At 73.4% G+C, this 17213-nt stretch carries 17 protein-coding genes; 6 read left to right on the top strand and 11 right to left on the bottom strand.

Translation table 11 applies throughout. The annotated features are described in order from the left end of the window. Window positions 1-9 precede the first annotated feature (9 nt). Window positions 10-270 carry a hypothetical protein gene (locus tag ACIPKM_RS04595; protein ID WP_402736261.1) on the top strand — a complete coding sequence of 87 codons (261 nt, stop codon included), beginning with the start codon at window positions 10-12 and terminating at the stop codon, window positions 268-270. Here ACIPKM_RS04595 and ACIPKM_RS04590 read toward each other — a convergent pair. From ACIPKM_RS04590 to ACIPKM_RS04565, 6 genes are all read right to left on the bottom strand, one after another. Beyond that, window positions 267-1115 (bottom strand): NAD(P)-dependent oxidoreductase, encoded by an 849-nt coding sequence (locus ACIPKM_RS04590; RefSeq protein ID WP_402736260.1) that lies wholly within the window; start codon window positions 1113-1115, stop codon window positions 267-269. The two genes, ACIPKM_RS04595 and ACIPKM_RS04590, sit on opposite strands and share 4 nt — an antisense overlap. A 60-nt stretch (window positions 1116-1175) precedes the next feature. Then, a complete protein-coding gene (locus tag ACIPKM_RS04585) occupies window positions 1176-2405 on the bottom strand; it encodes a M23 family metallopeptidase (protein ID WP_402736259.1) in 1230 nt (409 codons plus the stop codon). 20 nt (window positions 2406-2425) lie between these two features. Then, complete coding sequence (locus ACIPKM_RS04580) at window positions 2426-2653, bottom strand: hypothetical protein (protein ID WP_402736258.1); 228 nt, start codon at window positions 2651-2653, stop codon at window positions 2426-2428. 265 nt (window positions 2654-2918) lie between these two features. Then, entirely contained in the window at window positions 2919-3659 is a 741-nt protein-coding gene (locus ACIPKM_RS04575; RefSeq protein WP_070416975.1) for a 1-acyl-sn-glycerol-3-phosphate acyltransferase, read from the bottom strand. 79 nt (window positions 3660-3738) lie between these two features. Further along, window positions 3739-5586 (bottom strand): DNA helicase RecQ, encoded by a 1848-nt coding sequence (recQ, locus tag ACIPKM_RS04570; RefSeq protein ID WP_402736257.1) that lies wholly within the window; start codon window positions 5584-5586, stop codon window positions 3739-3741. A gap of 9 nt (window positions 5587-5595) precedes the next feature. Then, window positions 5596-6738 (bottom strand): lysostaphin resistance A-like protein, encoded by a 1143-nt coding sequence (locus ACIPKM_RS04565; protein WP_402736256.1) that lies wholly within the window; start codon window positions 6736-6738, stop codon window positions 5596-5598. 36 nt (window positions 6739-6774) lie between these two features. Here ACIPKM_RS04565 and ACIPKM_RS04560 point away from each other — a divergent pair, with 36 nt between their 5' ends. Continuing rightward, window positions 6775-7743, top strand: a complete 969-nt coding sequence (locus ACIPKM_RS04560) for an EamA family transporter (protein ID WP_402736255.1) — start codon at window positions 6775-6777, stop codon at window positions 7741-7743. Window positions 7744-7852: 109 nt separating this feature from the next. On the opposite strand, the gene ACIPKM_RS04555 is transcribed toward ACIPKM_RS04560, so the two are convergent. Then, window positions 7853-8290, bottom strand: coding sequence for a GNAT family acetyltransferase (locus ACIPKM_RS04555; RefSeq protein WP_402736254.1), 438 nt, complete (start codon window positions 8288-8290; stop codon window positions 7853-7855). Window positions 8291-8386: 96 nt separating this feature from the next. Between ACIPKM_RS04555 and ACIPKM_RS04550 the strand changes: the two genes are divergently transcribed. Together ACIPKM_RS04550 and ACIPKM_RS04545 are read left to right on the top strand one after the other, a co-directional pair. After that, window positions 8387-9190 (top strand): class E sortase, encoded by an 804-nt coding sequence (locus ACIPKM_RS04550; protein ID WP_229087447.1) that lies wholly within the window; start codon window positions 8387-8389, stop codon window positions 9188-9190. Beyond that, window positions 9187-9363, top strand: coding sequence for a hypothetical protein (locus ACIPKM_RS04545; RefSeq protein WP_156794771.1), 177 nt, complete (start codon window positions 9187-9189; stop codon window positions 9361-9363). Before ACIPKM_RS04550 ends, ACIPKM_RS04545 begins: the two co-directional genes overlap by 4 nt. A gap of 204 nt (window positions 9364-9567) precedes the next feature. Here ACIPKM_RS04545 and ACIPKM_RS04540 read toward each other — a convergent pair whose 3' ends face one another. The 4 genes from ACIPKM_RS04540 to ACIPKM_RS04525 all read right to left on the bottom strand — a co-directional run bounded on the left by ACIPKM_RS04540 (window position 9568) and on the right by ACIPKM_RS04525 (window position 15720). Then, on the bottom strand, window positions 9568-12543 hold the full coding sequence (locus ACIPKM_RS04540; RefSeq protein WP_402736253.1) for an AAA family ATPase: 2976 nt from the start codon (window positions 12541-12543) through the stop codon (window positions 9568-9570). Beyond that, window positions 12543-13706 (bottom strand): exonuclease SbcCD subunit D, encoded by a 1164-nt coding sequence (locus ACIPKM_RS04535; protein WP_071295045.1) that lies wholly within the window; start codon window positions 13704-13706, stop codon window positions 12543-12545. Before ACIPKM_RS04535 ends, ACIPKM_RS04540 begins: the two co-directional genes overlap by 1 nt. A gap of 61 nt (window positions 13707-13767) precedes the next feature. Further along, on the bottom strand, window positions 13768-15003 hold the full coding sequence (locus tag ACIPKM_RS04530; RefSeq protein ID WP_071295044.1) for a S24/S26 family peptidase: 1236 nt from the start codon (window positions 15001-15003) through the stop codon (window positions 13768-13770). Window positions 15004-15120: 117 nt separating this feature from the next. Beyond that, window positions 15121-15720 (bottom strand): hypothetical protein, encoded by a 600-nt coding sequence (locus ACIPKM_RS04525; RefSeq protein WP_070416983.1) that lies wholly within the window; start codon window positions 15718-15720, stop codon window positions 15121-15123. Between the two features lie 236 nt (window positions 15721-15956). On the opposite strand from ACIPKM_RS04525, the gene ACIPKM_RS04520 reads away from it, so the two are divergent. Both ACIPKM_RS04520 and ACIPKM_RS04515 read left to right on the top strand, forming a co-directional pair. After that, complete coding sequence (locus tag ACIPKM_RS04520) at window positions 15957-16523, top strand: MarR family winged helix-turn-helix transcriptional regulator (protein WP_070416984.1); 567 nt, start codon at window positions 15957-15959, stop codon at window positions 16521-16523. 36 nt (window positions 16524-16559) lie between these two features. Continuing rightward, a complete protein-coding gene (locus ACIPKM_RS04515) occupies window positions 16560-17069 on the top strand; it encodes a DinB family protein (protein WP_071295043.1) in 510 nt (169 codons plus the stop codon). Window positions 17070-17213 lie beyond the last annotated feature (144 nt).

Raw genomic sequence — 17213 nt, 5'->3', positions numbered from 1 at the left:
CCTGCTGGCATGGCAGACACGGGCACCGACGGCACCGCGACTCCCGTGCCGCACGACCCCGAGGACGACATGCCCCTGGCGGAGCTCGACGCCCGGGCCCGCGCGGACGCCGCACTCCGTCGGATCCAGGCCGGGGCCGATCCCGCGCGCGAGGCGTTCGACCTCGCCAACACGATGAACGACGAGACCGTGGGTCGCCTGACGAACGCGCTCCGACGGTTCCTCGGACGGGACGGGCGCCGCACGGCCCCGCGTGACGACCTGCGCTAGAACGCCGTGCCGACGGCAGCGATGTCGTCGCCGCCGTGTCCCGCAGCGCTGGCGTCGGCGTAGACCCGGCCCAGTGCGTCGAGCAGGACCGTCGACACCCCCGTGCTGCGCGCGGCGTCGGTGATGAGGCCGATGTCCTTCCGGAGACCGTCGAGCGCGAACTGCGCCGGGAACGATCCCTCGATGATCGACCCGCCCTTGGCGTGCGCGTAGGCCGAGTCGCTGGCGCTGCCGTCGATCGCCTCGAGGAAGAGCGCCGGGTCCAGCCCGAGCGACTTCGCGACCGCGAGCGACTGCCCGGTCGCGGCCGTGATCGACGCGATCCAGGCGTTCGCCGCGAGCTTGAGCGCGGTCCCGGCACCGACCTGGTCCCCCGCACGCACGGTCTTCGCGCCGATCGCGTCGAGCACCGGGTCGATGCGGTCGAGCACGTCCGAGGGTCCGGCGGCGAGCATCGTCAGGGTGCCCTGTTCAGCGGGTGCCTTCGTGCCGAGCATCATCGCCTCGACGAGGGTGATCCCGTACTTCGCGGCGAGCTGCACGACGGTCTCGGTGCCGGCGACGCCGATCGTGGAGCACTGCACCCACACGGCGTCGGTCGGGGCCTCGCCCGCGGAGGCCTCGAGGACGTCCACCACCGCGTCCGTGTCGAAGAGCGTGAGCAGCACGACCTCGGCATCGGCCACCGCTGCACCGGGGTCGTCCGCCACGGTCGCACCCTGCTCACCCAGCGGAGCGGCCTTGTCGGCGCTCCGGTTCCACACGGTCACCGTGTGGCCCTCGCGGAGCAGCGACCCAGCCACCCCGGCACCCATCGCCCCGGTCCCCAGTACCGTCACCCGCACGCGCGTCTCCGTCCCTGCGCCGCACCGTGCGGTCGCCCGTTCGACGGTACGCGCCGTCGGTCAGAGCAGTCCGCGGTCCCGGAGCCACACCGCCGGGTCGACCGCCACCCCACCGTGGAGGACCTCGAAGTGCAGGTGCGACCCGGTCGAGACGCCGGTGTTCCCCACGGCGCCGATGCGCTGCCCCGCCGTCACGGTCTGACCCACCCGGACACCGATCTGGGAGAGGTGCCCGTACCGGGTCTGGGAGCCGTCGGCGTGCTGCAGCAGGACCTGGTTGCCGTACCCGCCGACGACCCCGGCGGACACCACGCGTCCGGACATCGCCGCGACGACGGCCGTCCCCTCGCGCGCGGCGAAGTCGAGCCCCTGGTGGTTCGTCGAACACGCACCGCAGCCGCTGACCCACCGGGAGCCGAAGCCGCCCGCTGCCGGGATCGTCCCCGCGACGGGCCTGGCCGCCGAGGCGCCGGGAGCTGGCTCGGACGTCGGAGCCGCTGCCGCCCGACGCTCGGGTGCCCGGCCGATCGCGAAGCCGTCCCGCTCGGCGCGGGCGGTCGACGTCGCCGAGGTCGTGTACTCCTGCACGTCGAGCGCGGGGAGCACCGACGTCGCGCTCGCTGCGGTCGCCGTCTGCGGTGTGGCGACGGTGACGAACAGGCACGCGGCGACGGCGGTCGCGGTGAGCGGGACGGCCCGCGCGGACGCGAAGGCGGAGCCGATCGAGCGGAGCGGCAGCGTGATCGCCTGGGTGACGGCATGCCCGAGGGCAGTGGGGCGGATCGCGGGCTGGTCCGTGCGCAGCGTCCGTCGCGACGGCAGGGGTTGGGGGTTCCCTGCGCTGGTGGAGACCGGGGCGGCGGGAGGGGACACCGCCGCCCCGGTGGTCGAGTGGGTGACGGCTCCGGTCGTCACGGTCGGGGACACGACCGGGACGGCCGGCGGGGCCGACGCAGCCCGGCGGGCCGACGGTCTGGCTGCCGGCGGGGTCGACGGCTCGGACGCCGGGGGTGTCGGCGCCGGCGACGCCGCGGGGACGTCGGGATGCCGGAGGCTGGCGGCGCCCGGAACGTCGGCGCCCGGCGTCTCGATGCTCGGAGCGGCGTCGCGCAGCGGCGTGGCGCCGGTGCCGGTGCCGGTGCCGGTCACGGAGGTCGGGTCCGCCGCCGCACGTTCTTCCGCACGGCGAGCACGACGGGTGGGGAGCGGCTCGACCCCGGCCGGGGCGTTCGCCGCGTGGCGAGCGGCGCCCCGCGGGCGCATCGGCAGGCGGTCCGTCGTCGTGGACATCGGCTTCGTCGAGGGCCGGCTCAGGCGCGGACGACGCCGTCGCGGGCGATGCGGTCGAGCTCGGTCACGACGGCGTCCACCACGGCGCGGGTGATCGCGTCAGCGACGGCCTCGACCAGGACGAGCTGCTCCGGAGCCACCGCGTGGGCGGTCGTCGCGGCGACCACGCGCGTCGGGATGGCCTCGATCGCGGCGACGAGCGACGCCGGGACGAACACGGGGCCCTGCGGCTCGGCCGGGGCGGTCATCGGCGAGGTCGGCGCGGGGGCGAACGTGGCCCGGGAGATGGTCGGCGCGCTCGGAGCTGCCGGTGCCGCCGGAGCGGGGTCGGCCGTTCGGCACGGCGGGCGATGGAGTCGAAGAGCGGCGTGGAGGACATGCTGCTTGCCTTCCGATCAGGTGGTCGGGCGTCCCGTTCTCGGGCGGGACGCGGTCGGAGTGTGCCCCTGGGCACGACTCCATTCAACCACCAGTATTTCAGATGTGCAATAGCATGTTTCGTGTATGCGCTCGTCAGTCGGGCTCGACCGCAGCCGTCGGGTCGTCGCGTCGGAGGACCTGCCGCACCCGTTCGACGATCGTCGCCGGCGGGTTGTTGTAGGCGTTCGCGGGTTCCTGTCCGCTGAGCTCCTGGATCGCCGCCATCACTGCGTCCGTCGCGTGGCGACGAGCCCGGCCGGACGAGGCCTCTCCGAAGCCGGAGAGGTCGAGCGGCGTCCCGAACTCGACCGTGACCTTCGCGAGCTTCGGGACGCGCGACCCCACCGGCTGGACGTCCTGGGTGCCGGTGAGGGCGACGGGCACCACGGGTGCACCACTCGTCAGGGCCAGCCAGGCCACTCCGGTGCGGCCCCGGTAGAGGCGGCCGTCGAGGGACCGGGTGCCCTCGGGGTAGATCGCGAACGCATCGCCGGCCCGGAGCCGCTCGAGCCCGAGGTCGAGGGCCTCCTGCGCCGCCGAGCCCGCACCCCGCTCGACACCGATCGCGCCGATGCCCTCGAAGAAGCCCCGCGTCACCGAGCCCCGGAAGCCCTTACCCGTGAAGTACTCCTTCTTCGCGAGGAAGAACACCTTCCGCGGGGCGAGGAGGCCGATCGTCGGGGAGTCGATGAACGAGCGGTGGTTGCTCGCGAGGATCACCGGGCCACGCTTCGGGATGTTCTTCCGACCGATGATCCGCGGCCGCCAGATCATGCGAGCGAGCGGCGCCACGAAGGCACGGCTCAGCGTGGTGTACTTCGACGATCCGGACACACGGGCCTCCTCGTGACGGGAGTCTCCGAGTGTAGTGATCACGACCCCGATCGCATGCCCGCCACGGAATGTGTCGCGATCACTCGGCCGCGGCGACGACGCCGAGCACCGCACGGCCGTAGCGCTCGAGCTTCGCCCCGCCGACGCCGGAGATCTCGGCGAGCTGGTCTTCGTCCGACGGCTTCACCGCCGCGATGCCCCGCAGCGTCGCGTCGTTGAAGACCACGTACGCCGGGACGCCCTGTTCGCGGGCCTGGGCCGCACGCCAGGCGCGCAGGGCCTCGAACAGCCCGAGGGCTTCTTGCGGCATGTCCGTCACGACGGTCCGGCGGTTGCGGGAGGCCCGGGGTGCCTTCACCGGGTCGCGCCGCATCCGGACCTGCACGCGGCCGCCGAGGACGTCGGCGCTCGTCGGGCTCAGGACGACCGTGCCGAACCCGTCGCCGGACACTGCCGCGTAGCCCTGCGCGAGGAGCTGTCGGGCGACGGTGCGCCACTCTGCCTCGCCCAGGTCGCTGCCGATGCCGAACGTGGCGAGGGACTCGTGCCGGAGCTCCTGCACGCGGGGCGACTGCTTGCCGACGAGGATGTCCACGAGGTGCGAGACGCCGTACCGCTGGCCGCGCTCACGGTCGAGCCGGACCACGGTGGAGAGGAACTTCTGCGCCGGGACCGTGCCGTCCCACGACTCGGGCGGGGCGATGCACGTGTCGCAGTTGCCGCACGCTGTGCTCTCCTGCCCGAAGTACGCGAGCAGCCGGACGCGCCGGCACTCGATGGTCTCGCACAGGGCGAGCATCGCGTCGAGGTGCGCGCTGAGCTGCCGACGGTGCGCGGCGTCGCCCTCGGACTGGTCGATCATCCGGCGCTGCTGCACGACGTCGTTCAGGCCGTACGCCAGCCAGGCGGTCGATGGGAGCCCGTCGCGCCCGGCACGACCGGTCTCCTGGTAGTAGCCCTCGACCGACTTCGGCAGGTCGAGGTGTGCCACGAACCGGACGTCCGGCTTGTCGATCCCCATGCCGAACGCGATGGTGGCGACCATCACGACGCCGTCCTCGCGCAGGAAGGCGGACTGGTTCCGTTCCCGCACCTTGGCGTCGAGACCGGCGTGGTAGGGCAGCGCCGGGATCCCCTGCTCGGACAGCGCGGCCGCGGTGCGCTCGACCGAGTTGCGGGAGAGGCAGTACACGATGCCCGCGTCGCCGCTGTGCTCGGTGCGGATGAAGGTGAGGAGCTGCTGCAGCGCCCCGGTCTTCGGTTCGATGCGGTACTGGATGTTCGGCCGGTCGAAGTCGGCGACGAAGTGCGCGGCGTCGTCGAGGCCGAGGCGGGCGGAGATCTCGCGGTGGGTCTGCGGCGTCGCGGTGGCGGTCAGGGCGATGCGCGGCACGGTCGGCCAGCGCTCGTGCAGGACGCTCAGTTCGAGGTAGTCCGGCCGGAAGTCGTGGCCCCACTGGGCGACGCAGTGCGCCTCGTCGATGGCGAACAGGGCGATCTGCGCGCGGTCGAGCAGTGCGCGCGTGGACTCGAGCCGGAGCCGCTCGGGCGCGAGGTAGAGCATGTCGACCTCGCCCGAGACCACGGCGCGTTCGACTCGGGCACGTTCGTCCGGCCCCTGCGTGGAGTTGAGGAACGCGGCCTTGACGCCGTTCGCCGCGAGGGCGTCGACCTGGTCCTGCATGAGCGCGATGAGCGGCGACACGACCACGCCGACGCCGTCCCGCACGAGCGCCGGCACCTGGTAGCAGAGCGACTTGCCACCGCCGGTCGGCATGAGGACGAGTGCGTCGCCCCCGGTGACGATCTGGTCGATGATCGAGGCCTGTTCGCCCCGGAAGTCGTCGTACCCCCACACGCGGTGCAGGACGTCGAGCGCGGCGGCTCGGGAAGCAGACACGGCGGCGGGCGCGGGCGTGGTGCTCATGCCACGAGCCTACGGCCGACCGGCGACACCCACGGCGTTGTCCACAGGTGCTGCGTCCGCCCCGTCGGCCGAGCCGGCCGTCTCGTCGAGGTGGGCCGGGGCGCTCGCCCAGCCCGTGCCTCCTGGACCGAACCAGCGCCCGCCACCCGCCCAGACCGGTGTCGGACCACGGAACCGCGGTGCGGCCGCGCCCGCGAACCGGCGGTCGAGGTGGCGCCACCGCGCGAGCACCTCGACCATGCCCCAGTAGAGCAGCGAGGTACCGAGCGTGACGAGCCAGCCGCCGATGGTCCCGTTGGCGTCCTGCGACGAGAGGTCGATCCTCGACCAGCCCGGCGCCTGCAGCACGAAGATCATGATGTTGTTGAAGGCGTGCTGCAGCACGGTCGCCTCGAGGCCGCCGGTCCGCAGCACGATGATCGCGGCGATGAGGCCGAACGACCCGACGTCGAGGATGCCCCAGACGTTGTAGCCGTTCGGGATGTGCAGCAGGGCGAACACGACGGTCGACACCGCGACGGCGAGGACCGTGCCCACGATGCGGACCGGGATCCACGAGCCGATGGTCTGCATGAGGAAGCCGCGGAAGATGTACTCCTCCGCTGCGCCCTGGAACGGCACGAGCACGATGACGAGCACGAGCGTCGTGGTCAGCGTGCCGAGGGACACCGTCGACTGGCCGATCGCGGCGTGGTTCCAGGCGAAGCCACCGTCCGTCGTGATCATCCCGCCGTCCCAGAAGAGCCCGGTCTGCACGACGAACATGATCGCCGCGACGACGAGCGTCGGGATGAGGCACCAGGCCGTCCAGCCCCAGCGCACCCGGAACCGCGTGGACGACAGGATCCCGGCGGGACCGACGCGCGCGATCTTCACCGCGAGCAGGATGCCCGGCAGCAGGACCACGAGGGACACGAGCGACAGCGACAGCACCACCGGGTCGGTGGGGTCGAGCGCCCCGCTCGCGAGGTCGTTCTGCAAGTCGATGAGCGCCTGTGGCCCCTGGGTCGCGCCGATCGGCACGAAGTACGCGACGGCGATGATCACCTGCGAGACGAAGTACCAGCCGGCGAGGAATGCCAGCGCCACGAGCGGGCGCCACCACCTCCAGCGTGCGTCGACGCGGGGCAGGCGGTGGTAGGGAACGCTCACGCCACGCAGGCTACCGGGCCGGGCAGGATGGGAGCCGTGCTCACCGTCCTCCTCGGCCTGTCCGGCGCGCTCGTCTACGGGTTCGCCGACTTCCTCGGCGGCCTCGCGTCACGTCGTGTCCGTGCGGTGACCGTCGCCGCCGTCGCCGCGGCGGTCGGGATCGTGCCCCTGCTGGTCGGGCTCGTCGTGGTCGGGGGTGCGTTCGGTGCGGAGTCCGTCCTGTGGGGCGCGGTCGCGGGGGCGTCCGGAGGCGTCGGCGTCCTCCTCCTCTACCGCGCGCTGGCGATCGGCCCGATGAGCGTGCTCTCGCCGCTGACCGCCGTCTTCGCCGCCGTCGTGCCCGTCCTGGTGGCGGTGCTGCGCGGGACGGCGCTGTCCGGCCTCGCGGTCGTCGCGCTGGTCGTCGCGGTGGTCGCGGTGGTCCTGGTGGCGGCGGTGCGGGACACGTCGGGTGCGCGGGTGACCGCGGTGGGGCTCGTGACGGCGGCCGTCGCAGGGTGCGGCTTCGGCGGGATCGTGCTCGCGTACGACATGACGCCCTCGGACGCGGGGGTGGCGCCGTTGGTCGTGTCGCGGGTGCTGCAGGCGGTGCTGCTCGGGACGGCGGCGGTCGTGGTGCCGCGGCGGGCCGCGGTCGCGGGGCGGGCCGCGGGGCGGGCCGCGGGGCGGGGCCCGGGAGGCGCGGCAGACCCCGCGAGGTCGGCCGACGCTCCGGGGTCTGCCGCGCCTCCCGGCATCCGTGGTGGCGGACGCTGGCCGGCCCGCCTGGTGTGGACGGTGGTCGCCTGCGGCGTCCTCGACGCCGCAGCGAACGTGTTCATCCAAGCGGGGCTGCACTCGAGTGAGGACCCGGCGACCCTGCCCGTGGTGAGCGTGCTCAACGCGCTGTACCCGATCGGGACGGTCGTGCTCGCCGGGATCGTGCTCCGGGAGCGGCTGACGGCCGTGCAGTGGGCCGGGATCGTGCTGGCGTTCGGCGCCGCGGTGGGGCTGGCGCTCGCGTAGGTCGGGCGCAGCGCCGCACTGGGCGAGTCTCGCCTGCGCGGACAGTTTCGTGCTCGCAGAGCCGCGAAACTGTCCGCGGAGCCGAGACTCGGGGCGGCCGGAGCGGGCGTCAGGCGTCGGGGATGAGCCGCTTGCCGAGCGAGACCGTGCGGTCGTCGGTGTAGCCGAGTGCCTCGTAGAAGCCGATGACCTGCTCGTTGCCGGCCCGGACCTGCAGGTTGAGCTTCGGGGAGCCGAGGTCCGTCAGCAGTCGCTCGAACTCCGCCATGAACGCGCGCCCGAGCCCCGAGCCCTGCAGGTCCGGCTGCACCGCCAGGTAGTTCACCCAGCCGCGGTGCCCGTCGAACCCGGCCATGCCCGCTCCGACGACCGGGTGGGCGGGGTCCTCGGCGTCCTCGGCGACCAGGAACAGCTCGGGCTGCACGGTCAGCTTCCGGGCGATGTCGCGGCGGGGGTCGTTCCACGGCCGGACGAGACCGCAGGCCTGCCACAGGGCGACGACGGCTTCGGTGTCGGCCGGGTCGAACCGGCGGAGGAGGTGCTGCATCACTTCACCGTAACGGTGCTGTGGACAACCTCGTCACGGGGTCGTCGTCGTGATCTGATAGACCTGTCCGACCACCCCATCCGGATCAGGAGCCCCGTGACCGCACACGAGACACTCCCGTCGCGCCGAGACCGCCGCGACGGCGCGGCCGGTGCTGCACGACGGGCACCGCGTCGCCGCCAGACCGTGGGTGGCGCCATCGTCTCGCTCATCGCCGAGCTGCTCATCATCGCGGGCGCCGGCACCGGGCTGTACGTGGTGTGGACGGCGTGGTGGACGGACGTCGTCGCGGTCAACGAGCAGACGAAGCTCGTCGACGGCCTCGGGCAGAAGGACGTCTCGGGGACCGGCACCGAGCACCGCGGGCCCGCTCCCGTGCTCGCCGAGCCGCCGAACGTCACCGACGTCTTCGGCACGATGCAGATCCCCCGGTTCGGCAAGGACTACGAGCGCCCGATCGGCGAGGGCACCGACCGTGAGAAGGTCCTCAACACGATCGGCCTCGGGCACTACCAGGACACCGCGATGCCGGGCGCCGAGGGCAACTTCGCCGTCGCCGGGCACCGGGTGACCTACGGCAAGCCGCTCAACCAGATCGCCGAGCTCAAGACCGGCGACGACGTCGTGGTGCGTGTGACCGATGCGAAGACGAAGTTCGACGTCTGGTACGTCTACAAGGTCACCGACTCGCAGATCGTCACGCCCGACCACGTCGAGACCATCGCCCCGGTGCCGAACAAGCCCGGGGTCGAGCCGACGGCCGACGACCGCTGGCTGACCCTGACCGCGTGCCACCCGATGTGGTCGGCGAAGGAGCGGTACGTCACGCACGCCAAGCTCGACTACTGGATGCCCGCGTCGGAGGGCACCCCGAAGGAACTCTCGGAGACGTCGAAGTGATCTTCCCGTTCGTCTGGCGCATCCTGCCCGGCCCCGCGGCGCTCAAGGTGATCGAGTTGCTCGTGCTCCTCGCGGCGATCGTGTGGGTCCTGTTCACGTTCGTGTTCCCGTGGGTCGCTGCGGACATCCTGCCGCCGCCGGACGGCACGGTGGACGTGTCGCCGTCGCCCTGACGCGCGGGGTTGCGCAGCGTCCTGGATCCGCACCGTGCGAGGTTTCGCTGACGGTGGGACGTCGGGGGCCTCGCACCGAGCGCGGGACCCCGCACGGTGGCGGGGGCGGGGGCGGGTGCGTGCGCGGGGGCGCGTTCGTGCGCGGGCGCGGGCACGGGCACGGGCACGGGCGCGGGCGCGGGCACGGGCGCGGGCGCGGGCTCGTCAGACCGTGGTCGTCACCCGGGATCCGCCGTCGGACGTGCGCCGCACGGCGATGCGCTCCGGGATCCGCTGCTTGAGCTCCTCGACGTGGCTGACGATCCCGACCTGACGGCCGCCCGCCGTCAGGCGCGACAACTGCCCGATCACGTCGTCGAGCGTCTCGGGGTCGAGCGTGCCGAACCCCTCGTCGACGAACAGCGTGCCGAGGGAGACCCCGCCCGCCTCGGCCTGGACGACGTCGGCGAGACCGAGCGCGAGGCACAGCGACACCGTGAAGGTCTCGCCGCCGGACAGGCTGCGGGGGTCGCGCACGGTGTCGGTCGTCTGGTCGTGCACGGCGAGCGCGAGGCCCGTGCGCCGTGCACGTGAGCCGGACTCCCGCTCGTCGGAGGTCTCGAGCGTGAACCGGCCCGCGAGCATCGCCCGCAACCGGTCGTTGGCTGCGGCGACGACGTCCTCGAACCGGCGCATGAGCACGTAGGTGCCGAGGGTGATCCCGGTGGGGTTGGCTGCTGCGACCCCTGCCGCGACGTCGGCGAGCCGCACCACGGCCCGGCTGCGCGCAGAGGTGTCGTCGCGGGCACGAACCGCGGCGTCCAGCTCGGCTGCGCACCGTTCGGACGCGACGGCCTGGTCGACCGCCGACGTGGCAGCGCGGACGGCTGCCTCGGCCGCGGCTGCGGTGGCGTCCCGTGCTGCGCGGGCTCCGTCGAGGTCGAGCGCTGCCGGGTCGTCGTCGGCCGCAGCGACGACCGCCGGTTCGGCGAGTCCCGCGTCGACGACCGCCCGTGCCTGGTCGGCCCGGGCGACCTCGGCCCGGAGTGCTTCGGCGTCCGCTCGGTCGAGGACCCCGGCGCGGGCGGAGGCGACGTCGTCGAACCCCTGCTCGGCGAGGACCCGGTCCACCTCGGCCGCACGTTCGCGGACGTCTGCTGCTGCCGAGTCCGCGCGGCTGTCGGCCTGGAGCACTGCGTCGAGTCGACCGACGAGCGCGTCGAGCGACTCGACCCCCTGGCGCAGGGTCTCCGGCGCACCGTCGAGGTGTTCGGCCACGCGTTCGATCGCGGCCGACACCGCCGACTCGTCCTGCTCGAGGCGCTCGGCATCTGCTGCGGCTGCTCCGGCGAGTACGGCGCGTTCGGCGTCGACCTCGTTCCGCTGCCGTTCGAGGGTGCGCGTTCCCTCGTCGTGTGCGGCCCGCTGCTGTTCGAGGTCGCGCACGCGGACGGCCGCGTCGTGCGCCGCCGTGACGGCTGCGTCGGCCGCAGCCGCGAGGGCGTCGACGGTGTCGTCGTCGACGTCACCGAGGACCTGCACGAGCCGGGTGAGTTCGGCCCGTTCGAGTGCGAGGGCCGTCGCGGCGTCACCGAGGGCGCGCTCGGCACGCCGGGCACGTTCGGCCGCGGCCTCGATCGCTTCGGTCGTGGGGTGGTCGTCCTGCGGTGTCGCGACGACCGGGTGCTCCGTCGCCCCGCACACCGGGCACGGGTCGCCCGGCAGGAGTGCGGCGCCGAGCTCTCCGGCGAGTCCGGCGATGCGGCGCTCCCGCAACTGCTGCTCGACCCGCACGAGCTCGTGGGCGGTGGCGCGGGCGGCGACGACGGTCTGCTCGGCACCCTGCACGCGCCGTTCGGACGCGGCCCGGGCGACGAGGTCGGCCCGGAGTGCACGCACACGCTCGACCTCGAGCCGCGCGGCCTCGGACCCGGCGGCCAGCGCAGCGGCGGCCCGGGCGTCCTCGACGATGCGGGCGCGTTCGCCGGGGCGGGCATCGAGCGCGGTGTCGAGCTCGGCGAGGCGTTCGGTGAGCAGGGTTCCGCGAGCGACGGCGTCGGTGATCGCCCGACGCCTGCCGGGGAGCGCTCGCTCGAGGTCGATGCGGTGCCGGACCGCGGCGAGGCACTCGGTCACGGCGGTCCGCTGGTGGGCGAGGGCGTCTCGGTCGGTCGTCACGCCGTGCAGTGCGCGGAGGGCGTCCGCCGCCGCGGTGGCGTGGTCGGAGCGGGCGCGTGCGGCGTCGAGCCCGTCGGCGACGACCGCGACGCGGGCAGCGCGTTCGCCCGACGCCAGGCGCACGCGGGCCGCGGCGACCCCGTCGGCACCCGCGTCGAGTTCCGCACGACGTGCGACGAGGACGGCGCGGCGGTCGAGTGCGGCTGCACGAGCAGTGACCGACTGCTCGTGCGCCGCCGCAGAAGCGGCCGCGTGCGACGCGGTGGCGCGAGCGGACTCGGCAGCGTCGGCGGTCGCTCGGAGTGCCGCGACGGTCGCGGGGACGTCGGACTCGTCCGGCTCGTCGACACCCGCAGCCTGGGCGAACCGGTTCAGGGCGTCGCGGACCCGGGCGTCGGCGCCCTCGACCTCGGCCAGGACGGCGCGACGGCGGACAGCGAGTTCGTCGGCCGTCCGGTCGTAGACCTGCGTGCCGAACAACGACTGCAGCAGCTTGCGGCGGTCTTCGCCGGGAGACCGCAGGAACCGGGCGAACTCGCCCTGGGGCAGGACGACGGTCTGCAGGAACTGCGCCTTGTCGAGGCCGATGATCCGGGCAATCTCGACCGCGACCTCGGGGATGCGCGAGGACATCGGCTCACCGGCCACGTCGGCCGGCCCGGCGAGGCGGAACAACTGCGCGGAGGCCTGCTGCTTCACGGTGCCGGTCCCCCGCTGCTTCGGGCGCTGGTACTGCGGCGTGCGTCGGATGCGGTAGACACCGGCACCGGTCTCGAACACGAGCTCGACGAAGGGCTCCACCGAGGGGTCGGCGTGCTGGCTGTGCAACCGGTCGTCGCTCGCGTCGGCACCGGCCAGTCCGCCGTAGAGGGCGAACACCACGGCGTCGATGATCGTCGACTTGCCGGAACCCGTCGGCCCTTCGAGCAGGAACACCCCGGAGGCGGCGAGCGCGGCGAAGTCGATCGACACGAGGTCCGGGTAGGGGCCGATCGCGCGGAGTTCGAGCCGATGCAGGTACATCAGCGGTCCCCCTCACGCTGGAGGGCCAGGGCAGCAGCTTCGTACGCCTCGGTCAGGATCGCGCGGTCGTCGTCGTCCGGCACGGTGCCGGTGGCGAACGACACGAAGTCGGCTGCCACCTCGACCGGGTCGGACGTCGCCGTGACCGCATGGGCGGCGGCACGCTCGGAGCGGTCGGCCGGCTCGTGCGTGATGGCGAGGGCGTGGGGGAAGTGGTCCTTCACCCGGGCGTACATCCGTTCCGGGTGGACGGTGTCCGTCACGGCGACGCGGACCCAGGCGTCCGCCGCCGACCGGTGCGCCCCGGACTCGATCTCGTCGATCGTGGCCCGGACGTCGACGAGCCGCCGCGGCACGGGCGCCGGCACGAGCTCGGCCGTCACCTGCCCGGAGTCGTCGAGGTCGACGACCGTGACGGACTTCTGCTGGTGCCGCTCGCCGAACGAGAACGCGAGCGGCGAGCCCGCATACCGCACGCGGTCGCCGTCCCCCACGCGCTGCGGCCCGTGCAGGTGCCCGAGCGCGACGTAGTCGATGCCGTCGAACACGGCACGCGCCACCCGGTCGACCCCGCCGACGCGGATGTCCTGCTCACTGTCGCTCGGTTCGGTCCCGCCGACGAACGCGTGGGCCACGACGACGCTGCGCGTACCGGGTCGCTGGGCGAGATCGGCGCGGACGCGGTCCATCGCCGCACCGACGACGGCCTGGTGCGAGCGGGCGAGCGGCTCGTCGGGCACCGCCGCGAGGGCGTACCGGGTGAGGTCGGGGTGCAGGTACGGGATGCCGTACACCGCGACGGGCCCGTCGGCGTCGTCGATGAGGACCGGGGTGGCGATGCCTGCGGGTTCGGCGAGGATCCGCACCCGCGGGTCCATCACGCCGGCACCGAAGCCGAGTCGTGCGGCGGAGTCGTGGTTGCCCGGGGTGATGACGACCGTGGCCGTCTCGGCCAGCCGTTCGAGCACCCGGGACAGCATCCGGACGGCGTCGACCGGCGGGATGGCACGGTCGTAGACGTCCCCGGCGACGACGACGAGGTCGACCGCACGCGCCCGTGCCTGGTCGACGAGCCAGTCGAGGAAGGCCGCCTGGTGCTCGAGCAGGTCGGCACCCAGCAGTGTGCGGCCGAGGTGCCAGTCGCCGGTGTGCAGGATGCGCATGCGGTCACGGTAGCGCCGGCCGGGGACATCGCCGGGTGCCCCGCGGCGACCTGTGGAGAACTCAGGGCGCGCAGGTCGCGGAGGAGATGCCGAGCAGTGACGTGACCTTCACCTTGACGGTCGGGGTGCTCAGTGCGGTCCAGGTCCCCCCGAGGTTCGTGCGGAGGTTCACCGTGTACGTCGTCCCCAGGTCGAGCAGGCCGCCACCGCTGTAGGGCAGCGACCGCTCGGTCCCCGCGACCGTCGCGACCTGTGTGGTCTGGTAGACGAGGTCGAACGAGTTGGGCGTGACGCCGGTGTACGTCCACGCGATGGTGACGGTGTTGCTGTTCAGCTGCGTGCACGTGAGGGTCGCGACGCTCGTCGCGGTCGCGGCGCCGAACGAGGTGGACGTGACGGTGGTCCGCGACCACGGCCCGGCGACGGCCTCTGCCGGCAGGAGGAACCCGGCCCCGCCCGCGAGCACGAGGACGGCGGCGGCGCCGCCGAGACGGCGGAACCGACGCGCTCGGCGGTCCGCGCGGCGGCGGGTACGGCGGCTCACGACGACGGTGGGGGCCGTGGCGACGCGCGGGACGGAGTCGACCCCCGCCTCCTGGCCGTCACCGGCACCGGCGCTGTCACCCACGCCGACGCCCACGCCGATACCGCCACCGTCACGGACACGCACGCCGCCAGCGCCACCGTCCGGCCCGCCACCCCCGTCGCGCGCCGCATCGTCGTCCGACGAGCGCCCCGCCGGACCGACCAACCGCCGCAGCGATCCGTCGACCGTGCAGAGCGCGAGCACCGCGACCAGACCGAGTGCCAGCATCCCGACCTTGCCCCACTCCCCCGCGCGGAGCCAGACGATCGGCGCACCGACGAACGGGACCCGCAGGAACGCGACTCCGTGGACGGCCGAGGGTTCGACGGGCGTGGAGTCCTGCCGGGGGTTGGCATCGCCCTTCGTGACGATCGTGCCGCGCGGACCGTCCTCGACGTAGCGGTGCATGCGGAGGTGCCCGGGCTGGTCCGGGTCGTCGACGAGCAGGACCTTGCCCATCCGGACGTCACCGGCCGACACCGGGCGGGAGACCACGACGTCGCCGGGGGTGAGCCGCGGCTCCATCGATCCGGTCATCACCGTCGTCGGCTGCCAACCGATGACGGCGGGAGCAGCCGCCCAGAGCGCGAGCCCGAGCAAGGTCGCGACGACGCCGCGGGCGATCGTGGCCACGACGATGCGCCCCCAGTCGACGGCGTCACGGAGCACGTCGTGCGGCGTGGGACCGCCGTGCACTTCGATGCTGACCATGACTGCCTTCGACCGGGGGCGCGTTGTCGGACGGTGACGGACGGGCCCGCATCGGGCTCGGTCCCGGACGTCACGCGGAGGACACGGGAGCGTCGATCACGCTCCCGTGTCGCCGGCTCAGCTGTTCTGGGCTTCCCAGGTGAAGCCGAGGGCCGCGGTGCCGCCCTGCACGGTGTTCGGTGCGGTGCTCGAGACGGTGTAGGTGAAGCGGTAGACGCGCGACTCCGAGCCGCTGCCGGTCGGGGCCCAGCTGCCGACACCCGTGGCGAAGTTGGTCGAGGCCGTGCCGAAGCCCGCGACGGTACCGCTGTAGAGCGTGCCGTTGGTCGACGCCGCGGTGAAGCCGGTGCAGGAGCCGAAGCCGCCGCCCGTGCCCTGCTCGACGGTGAGGTTGATGTTCGACGCGAGGGCGTTCGTCGTGGCCGCGTTCGTGCCGTAGAGCTTCACGGTCGAGGGCAGCGTGCCGGTCGAGGTGACCGTGATGCAGTTCGCACCGGTCGAGCCGGGCTTGAGGCCGGTCGCGTTGAACAGCGCGGTGTTGTTGTCGTCGTCGGTGAGCGCGACGCTGCCGGCCGTCCAGTTGCTGGTCGGGTTGACCGTGGTGGCCGAGAAGGCCGAGTAGGACGCGGTCGAGACGACGACACCCGAGGCCACGAGAGCGGCGGGGATGGCGATCCAGGCGGCGAGACGCGCAGCGCGCGGGGTGACACGGGACATGACGGAGCTCCTGATCCAAAGGGGCGCCGGGGTTCCGCGGTGGTTGGTCGCGACGGCGCCGTGGTTGCTACGACGATCAAGCTACTTGAGCGCCGTGTGGCTCACAAGGGAAGCTACACCCCCACAGTTGGGGGTACTTCAATCGGTGAGATACTTGTTCAATGAGCAGCACGACGGCATACCCGTGCCGTCCCGCCGATCGCGCAGGCGATCACCCTCCCGAGAAGAGCCGCCCGATGACGGACACCACCACCGCGCTCGCGCGACCCCTCGACGCCGCGCAGCTCCCCCCTGCCCCCGTGTCGCCGACCGTCAGCATCCCCGAGGTCGACCCGGACGGCGACGTCGCGACGCTGATGACGGCGTTCCGCGTGCTGCAGATGCAGCACGCGCGCGTCCTGCACCACGAGAGCTCCACCCGCGGGCTGAACGCCACGGACGCCCGGTTCGTGTTCTTCCTCGCGTCCGCCGACGGCGAGGGGATCACGCCGAAGCAGGCCGGCGAGTACCTCGAGCTCTCCACGGGTGCCATGACGAGCCTGATCGACCGGCTCGAGAAGCGCGACCACATCGAGCGTCGCCCGAACCCCGACGACCGCCGCAGCATCCTCCTCCACCTCACCCCGTCCGGGTCCGAGGTGGCGCGCGAGATCGGCGCCGTCTACTCGTCGGCGTTCCGCGAGGTCATCTCCCCCGGCGACCGCGCCGGCCTCGCCGACGCCTTCGACCGGCTCGGCGCTGCGCTCGAACGCCACTCGCGATCGGTCTCCGTCGCGGGGACGATCGCCGGCCTGCAGCCGTGACGAACGGTGTCGGACACCGCGCGTAGCGTTGCCGGCATGACCCCCTCAGAACTCCTCATCGAAGCGTTCTCCCGCGTCCCCGCCACGGTCGAGCGCGCCGTCAGCGGGCTGTCGGAGGACCAGCTGGCCGCACGTCCGGCCGCCGGTGCGAACACCCTCGCCTGGCTCGCGTGGCACATCGCGCGCGGGCAGGACGCCCAGATCGCGGACCTCGCGGGCACCGAGCAGGTGTGGACGGCGGACGGCTGGGTGGAGCGGTTCGGACTGCCGTTCCCCGCCGAGGCGCTCGGCTACGGCATGTCGCGGGACGACGTCGGACGCGTCCGTGCCTCGGCGGACCTGCTGGTCGGCTACCTCCGCGCGGTGCACGACCGCACGGTCGCCTACGTCGGCACGCTCGCGCCGGCGGACTTCGACCCGGTGGTCGACGACGCGTGGGACCCGCCCGTCACGCGGGGCGCGCGACTCGTCAGCATCCTCGACGACTGCACGCAGCACGCCGGGCAGGCCGGGTACGTGCGCGGGTTGCTCTTCTTCAACCGCTGACGCGGTCGTGACGGACGGGAGGCGCGGGGGCCGCGGGGCCCCCCCCCCCCCCCCCGGGGGGGGGGGGGGCGGGGGCCCCCCACCCCCCCCGCCCGGTCCCAGGCCCCGGGATCTGTGGCAGGCCCTTTTGAACAAAGTTAAGCC

The sequence above is a fragment of the Curtobacterium sp. NPDC086286 genome (assembly GCF_044746255.1).
Lineage (GTDB): Bacteria > Actinomycetota > Actinomycetes > Actinomycetales > Microbacteriaceae > Curtobacterium.
This window is presented reverse-complemented; position numbering and strand designations above follow the sequence as displayed.

Bases quoted from the DNA above. Each gene is read 5' to 3' on its own strand.
- ACIPKM_RS04540 (WP_402736253.1), bottom strand. From the start codon at position 12,543: ATGTACCTGCATCGGCTCGAACTCCGCGCGATCGGCCCCTACCCGGAC.
- ACIPKM_RS04525 (WP_070416983.1), bottom strand. From the start codon at position 15,720: ATGTCCCGTGTCACCCCGCGCGCTGCGCGTCTCGCCGCCTGGATCGCC.
- ACIPKM_RS04580 (WP_402736258.1), bottom strand. From the start codon at position 2,653: ATGACCGCCCCGGCCGAGCCGCAGGGCCCCGTGTTCGTCCCGGCGTCG.
- ACIPKM_RS04535 (WP_071295045.1), bottom strand. From the start codon at position 13,706: ATGCGCATCCTGCACACCGGCGACTGGCACCTCGGCCGCACACTGCTG.
- ACIPKM_RS04515 (WP_071295043.1), top strand. From the start codon at position 16,560: ATGACCCCCTCAGAACTCCTCATCGAAGCGTTCTCCCGCGTCCCCGCC.
- ACIPKM_RS04520 (WP_070416984.1), top strand. From the start codon at position 15,957: ATGACGGACACCACCACCGCGCTCGCGCGACCCCTCGACGCCGCGCAG.
- ACIPKM_RS04555 (WP_402736254.1), bottom strand. From the start codon at position 8,290: ATGCAGCACCTCCTCCGCCGGTTCGACCCGGCCGACACCGAAGCCGTC.
- ACIPKM_RS04585 (WP_402736259.1), bottom strand. From the start codon at position 2,405: ATGTCCACGACGACGGACCGCCTGCCGATGCGCCCGCGGGGCGCCGCT.
- ACIPKM_RS04530 (WP_071295044.1), bottom strand. From the start codon at position 15,003: ATGGTCAGCATCGAAGTGCACGGCGGTCCCACGCCGCACGACGTGCTC.
- ACIPKM_RS04595 (WP_402736261.1), top strand. From the start codon at position 10: ATGGCAGACACGGGCACCGACGGCACCGCGACTCCCGTGCCGCACGAC.
- recQ (WP_402736257.1), bottom strand. From the start codon at position 5,586: ATGAGCACCACGCCCGCGCCCGCCGCCGTGTCTGCTTCCCGAGCCGCC.